Raw genomic sequence first — 5,827 nt, forward strand, 5'->3', positions numbered from 1 at the left:
AGCATCTCCCTCTCCCTGTGGGAGAGGGCCGGGGTGAGGGCATCAGCGCGCAGAGTCCTAAATTTAACCCTGCGGCAAATACACGCTACCTTGCCTACCATACGCGCTCATCACCGATTTCTGCATCGATGACTGGCCCACCAGCTGCGTCAATTCATCCATACGCAACTGCAGCAGACGTTTCACTTCGCTCTCATTATCAAGAATATGGCGTAACACCGGACGCAACTGCTCTTGCAGCTGGCGCGACGGTGCGGCGGCTTCGGTTGTTTGCGCCAGTCTTTGCACCGCACTGACATAGTCCACTTCCTTGGTAATCAAATCATCCCATTCGCCGTCTGCTGCCAAACGCAGCATTCCGTGGCTGAGGTCGAGTAACTGTTGGTAAACGGTGACAAGTGACGGTGCAATATTCATTAAACGGCGTCCTGAAGGTGTTGGGATTGTACGACTTCTTTCCAGGCATCAGAGATATTGCGCAGAAGACCTTCAACTTCTTCGAGGGCTTCGACATCATTACGCAGATTAGCCTGAACCAGACGACGAACCATATAGGAATAGAGCCCTAACAGGTTGTCGGTCAGGTCATCGCCTGATTGCTCATCGAGGCCCTGCTTGAGTCCGCCCTCGATGATGTTAATGGCCTTGGAAATCGAGTTACCTTTTCCCTGGATATTGTTGTCCTGCATAAACAGGCGGGCGCGGACCAGTGCGCTGATCGCACCGTCAAACAGCAAGGTAACCAGCTGTTGTTGATTGGCGCTCATCACTGAGCTCTCCACCCCGATTTTTGCGTAGGCTTGTGTGCCATTAGCGCTGTACATGGTCACTCCTAATTATTTTGAACTGCTTGACGTCATATTCTCGAACTGCTGCGTCAGATAATCGCTGGTGCTGTTCAACGAGTTCATGGTGACGTCGAGTTGCGTAAACTGCGCTTTGTAACGCGCAATCAGGTTATTGATGCGCGTATTGGTGCTGTTGTACTGCTCAGTCAGGGTATTCAGCGTTTTACTGACACCATCTTTCGCCGACTGAATGCTGCCGGTTGATGACAGCCAGCTGGTCAGGTTTGTCGCCAGCTTCGTGGTAATGCCGGTGGTTTTACCGTCACCCACAATCATCTCTTTAATGCCCGTAGGATCTTTGGTGAGTTCCGTTTTTAACTTATCGGCATCCAACGTTAATTCGCCGGTGGTGGGATCCGACGTCACGCCAATCTGTGCCAGCGTTTTATACGCTGATGAACTCGTATTGTTGGTCAGTAGACTTTTAATCTGGGTTTGAATGCTGCGCAGAGTGCTATCCCCGAGCAGGGCACCATTGCTGGAATCTTGCGCATCTGAACCGGTATCCACCGCAGTGTATTTGGTCAGCGCGTTGAACTGATCAAGCAGGTTGTTATACGCATCAACGAAGTTAGAAATAGCCGTTGAGGCTTTAGAAGTATCTTGGGTAATGGTCAGCGATTGATTTCCACTGGTGACATCACTCAGATTCAACGTGATTCCTTCCAGCGCATCACTAATGGTGTTGGTGCTGCTGGTGATAGCCACGTTATTCACGGTTAATTCAGCATCTTGCGCTTTAACGCTGAGGTCGAGTGGGTTATCGGCATCACTTTTCGTGGCATCAAAACCGACAATGCCCTGCAAAGTGTCATCGCCGGTCACGGTGACTGAGGAGACCGCATTCGCTTCACCGGTTTTCGACGCGGTGAGTGAAAGGCGGTATTCACCGTCAGCGACTTTAATAATGCTCGCGCTTACGCCCGCACCGGCGCCGTTAATCGCATCACGCATACCGGTCAGCGAAGTTTGATCGCTGGTCAGCGTAATGTCTTTGCTGGTGCCGTCCGCCAATTTGATCGACAAGGTGCGGCTGGCATCAGAACTACCCAGTGCGGTGGTATTACTGGTTTGAATACCGGAAGTCAGCGTTTGTGCCTGCGCCAGTTGCGTAACGCTGATGCTGTATTTGCCCGCAACGGTGTTGCCCGATGTCGTTGCGCTGAACGCACTTGAGGTGCTGGTTGCCGTAGTCGCGCTAAACAGATCTGCGCTATTCAGCGCGGTGTTCGCGGTTTGAAAGGCGGTTAATGCACTGGATAACGTACCGTAGGCGCTCAGTTTGGCTGTGTACGCGCTCTGCTGAGTGGTGATGGGTTTGAGTGACGCTTTTTCTGCTGTGGTTAAATTATCCAGAATCGTGCTTAAGTCGAGGCCTGAACCGACACCGAGGGTAGAGATACTAGCCATGTTGTTTCCTTTTCATGTCGACACGGAAAGTGATACCGCGGTTATCGGCTTTATAGGCTCAAAGTTTAGAATTTTTTACCAGCGGCTAATAAAGCGAATAAGGCATATAGAGAAGGGTATTTCTGGCGCTAGAAAAAATGATCAAGTCGGACTAAAGATGTCTACAGAGAGGGCGATAAAGATAAGCGTGACAGGTTGAAGGGAAAAATTTTCACCTGGTCCTAAAAAAAATCTAAAGGTTGTTCAAGGGCAGACGATAACAACTTTGACGGCGCTGAAGCCGGCGGGTTGAAGCCCACACCTTAACCGAAAGACTTGATTAACAGGAATAATTATCATGGCCCAAGTCATTAATACCAACAGCCTCTCGCTGATCACACAGAACAACATCAACAAAAACCAGTCTGCAATGTCTACCGCTATTGAGCGCCTGTCTTCAGGTCTGCGTATCAACAGCGCTAAAGATGACGCAGCAGGCCAGGCCATTGCTAACCGCTTCCAGTCTAACATCAACGGTTTGACTCAGGCGGCACGTAACGCCAACGACGGTATTTCTGCAGCGCAGACCACTGAAGGCGCACTGTCAGAAATCAACAACAACTTGCAGCGTGTTCGTGAACTGACTGTACAGTCTCAGAACGGCACCAATAGCCAGTCTGACCTGGACTCAATCCAGGACGAAATCAAATCCCGTCTGGACGAAATTGACCGCGTATCTGGTCAGACCACTTTCAACGGCGTGAACGTGCTGGCTAAAGACGGTTCTATGAAAATCCAGGTTGGTGCAAATGATGGTGAAACTATCACAATTGACCTGAAGAAAATTGATTCCTCTACTTTGAACCTGAGCGGTTTCAACGTAAATGGTAAAGGTGGTGTGGCTAATACTGTAGCATCAGCGACTGATATGACTGCAGCTGGCTTCACGTTGAGTGGGTCAACTTACACTGGCTCAGCAGGCTTTACTGCTGCATCTTCAGCCAATGTTCTTAGCAGCTTGACCAATACTAGTACTGTTACCACCGCCGCAGTTGTAAACGACGGCCTTTCAGCTGCTGGTAATACCTATAAATATAATAGTGCTTCGAATAGTTTCACTTTCGATGAAGCTAACGTAACCGCAGCTAAGGCTACTAGCTATTTAAATCCAACAGCCACTGATACAACCAAAGCTACAGTGACTATTGGTACCACTAAGCAAGATGTCATCATTGCTCAGGACGGTTCTCTTACTGCTGCGGATGATGGCGCAGTGTTGTATCGTGATACCACTGGTAACCTTACTAAGAACAGCGGCGGAGCAACAGCACCACCGGCTGCTACACTGGCTAACTTGGCTGCTAATACCGGTAGTAATGCTGCAACAATTGCTACTTCCAAGGGTACTTTGGTGTCTGATGGCACAACCTATGATGTCACTGGCGCAACCATTAGCGCAGATGCACTGAAGACGGCTGCAGCAGGTAATTCTGCTTATACCACGTCAACTGGTTATTCTGTCAGTGCTGCTGGTGCTGTAACCGTGACTTCTGGTGGCGCAGCAGTTTATGCTGACAACAAAGGTGGTTTAACCACAAACAACACAGCTAACTATTACGTTCAGGATGACGGCACCATCACTAACGGCAGCGGTAAAGTGGCTTATAAAGACGCGGCGGGTAAAATCACCACCGATGCGCAGACTGCAACCACTACCACTGCTGACCCACTGAAAGCGCTTGATGCTGCTATCAGCGACATCGACAAGTTCCGTTCAAGCCTGGGTGCGATTCAGAACCGTCTGGATTCAGCGGTAACTAACCTGAACGACACCACCACTAACCTGTCTGAAGCACAGTCTCGTATTCAGGATGCTGACTACGCCACTGAAGTTTCAAACATGTCTAAAGCACAAATCGTGCAGCAGGCGGGTAACTCAGTGTTGGCGAAAGCTAACCAGGTTCCACAGCAGGTTCTGTCTCTGCTGCAGGGCTAATCGCTCTAAGCTCCTTGCTTATCAAACCCCGCTTCGGCGGGGTTTTTTATACCTGCATACTCATAATATGCATATCTGAATGCACAACGAATTGCGTGACCCAAACCCGCCACCGCCACCCATTCCCCTTGAAGCTTCCTCCGCTTATCGCTAAGGTAAGCGCGTTTTTTCGCCGCCAGGAAACTTCATGACTACCATTACGCTCATCGACGACCATGTGATCGTCCGTTCGGGTTTTGCCCAGCTACTCGGACTTGAGCCGGATTTTCAGGTTGTTGCCGAATGCGGTTCCGGGCGGGAAGCGCTCAATATGCTGCCAGGACGCGGCGTGCAGGTATGCATCTGCGATATCTCGATGCCGGATATTTCCGGGCTCGAGTTATTGAGCCAACTGCCAAAAGGCATGGCGACCATCATGCTGTCAGTGCACGACAGTCCGGCGCTGGTGGAGCAGGCGCTCAATGCGGGCGCGCGTGGTTTTCTCTCCAAACGTTGCAGCCCGGATGAACTGATCGCTGCGGTGCATACCGTGGCTAAAGGCGGCTGCTATCTGACGCCCGATATTGCTATGAAGCTCGCCTCCGGACGTCAGGATCCGCTCACCAAACGCGAACGCCAGGTGGCGGAAAAACTGGCGCAAGGTTTAGCGGTGAAAGAGATCGCAGCCGAACTGGGCCTGTCGCCGAAAACCGTTCACGTTCATCGCGCCAATTTGCTGGAAAAGCTCAACGTCAGTAACGACGTTGAACTGGCGCGCCGCATGTTTGATGGCTGGTAATGCAGCCACTCTTTTCGCGGTTGATTGCCGTTATCGCCAGTTTTTGCATCTTCTCCGCCGCGTGGTTTTGCCTGTGGAGCATCAGCCTGCATCTGGCAGATCGTCCTGAGCTGGCAGTGCTACTGTTTCCCTTTGGTCTGCGCCTTGGGCTGATGTTGCAGTGCCCGCGTGCCTACTGGCCAATACTGCTCGGTGCCGAATGGTTGCTGCTTTATTGGCTGTCACGCGAAGTGGCGCTGGCGCATCTGCCGCTGCTGATGCTGGGTAGCGTGCTGACGCTGCTGCCGGTGACGCTGATCTCCCGTTATCGTCATCAGCGCGACTGGCACACCTTGCTGTGGCAGGGCGGCGCGATGGTGTGTGCGGCGTTGTTGCAGGCATTGCCGTGGCTCGCTCAACCCGCCGCGCTGAATGTTGTGCTGCTCACGCTCACCGGCGCACTGACCGTGGCACCAACCTGTTTGGTGATCTGGCATTACCTCACCAGCACGCGCTGGCAGCCGCTCGGCCCGTCGCTGGTCGGACAGCCGGTCAACTGGCGCGTGCGCCATCTGTTTGGTTATGTGCTGCTGTTTATGGTCAGTTTGTGGTTACAGCTTGGGTTGCCCGCAGAGCTGTCGCGCTTTACGCCGTTTTGTCTGGCGCTGCCGATCATTGCGCTGGCGTGGCATTACGGCTGGCAGGGGGCGCTGATCGCCACACTGATGAATGCCATCGCGCTGATCGCTAGCCAAACCTGGCACGATCATGCGGTCGATCTGCTGCTCTCCCTGCTGGCACAAAGCCTGACTGGGTTGCTGCTGGGCGCGGGGATTC

General features: G+C 52.2%; 6 protein-coding genes. 3 read left to right on the forward strand and 3 right to left on the reverse strand.

What is annotated here, in order from left to right:
* Nucleotides 1–63 precede the first annotated feature (63 nt).
* The 3 genes from fliT to fliD are packed head-to-tail and all read right to left on the reverse strand — an operon-like array spanning nucleotide 64 to nucleotide 2,258.
* Nucleotides 64–417: a flagella biosynthesis regulatory protein FliT gene (gene fliT / locus RTM06_RS12465; protein ID WP_312182535.1), complete on the reverse strand. Its 354-nt coding sequence runs from the start codon at nucleotides 415–417 to the stop codon at nucleotides 64–66.
* Nucleotides 417–824: a flagellar export chaperone FliS gene (gene fliS / locus RTM06_RS12470; protein ID WP_312182537.1), complete on the reverse strand. Its 408-nt coding sequence runs from the start codon at nucleotides 822–824 to the stop codon at nucleotides 417–419. Before fliS ends, fliT begins: the two co-directional genes overlap by 1 nt.
* Before the next feature lie 12 nt (nucleotides 825–836).
* A complete protein-coding gene (gene fliD / locus RTM06_RS12475; protein ID WP_312182539.1) occupies nucleotides 837–2,258 on the reverse strand; it encodes a flagellar filament capping protein FliD in 1,422 nt (473 codons plus the stop codon).
* A gap of 337 nt (nucleotides 2,259–2,595) precedes the next feature.
* On the opposite strand from fliD, the gene RTM06_RS12480 reads away from it, so the two are divergent.
* The 3 genes from RTM06_RS12480 to RTM06_RS12490 all read left to right on the forward strand — a co-directional run.
* Complete coding sequence (locus RTM06_RS12480) at nucleotides 2,596–4,233, forward strand: FliC/FljB family flagellin (protein ID WP_312182541.1); 1,638 nt, start codon at nucleotides 2,596–2,598, stop codon at nucleotides 4,231–4,233.
* 187 nt (nucleotides 4,234–4,420) lie between these two features.
* Nucleotides 4,421–5,011 carry a transcriptional regulator UhpA gene (gene uhpA / locus RTM06_RS12485; protein WP_312182543.1) on the forward strand — a complete coding sequence of 197 codons (591 nt, stop codon included), beginning with the start codon at nucleotides 4,421–4,423 and terminating at the stop codon, nucleotides 5,009–5,011.
* Nucleotides 5,011–5,827: MASE1 domain-containing protein (locus RTM06_RS12490; protein WP_312182545.1), on the forward strand; the 817-nt coding region annotated here is incomplete at its 3' end. The genes uhpA and RTM06_RS12490, both read left to right, overlap by 1 nt.

Origin of the sequence: Pantoea sp. CTOTU46764, from assembly GCF_031974595.1 — a bacterium.
Taxonomy (GTDB): Bacteria; Pseudomonadota; Gammaproteobacteria; order Enterobacterales; family Enterobacteriaceae; genus Pantoea; species Pantoea trifolii.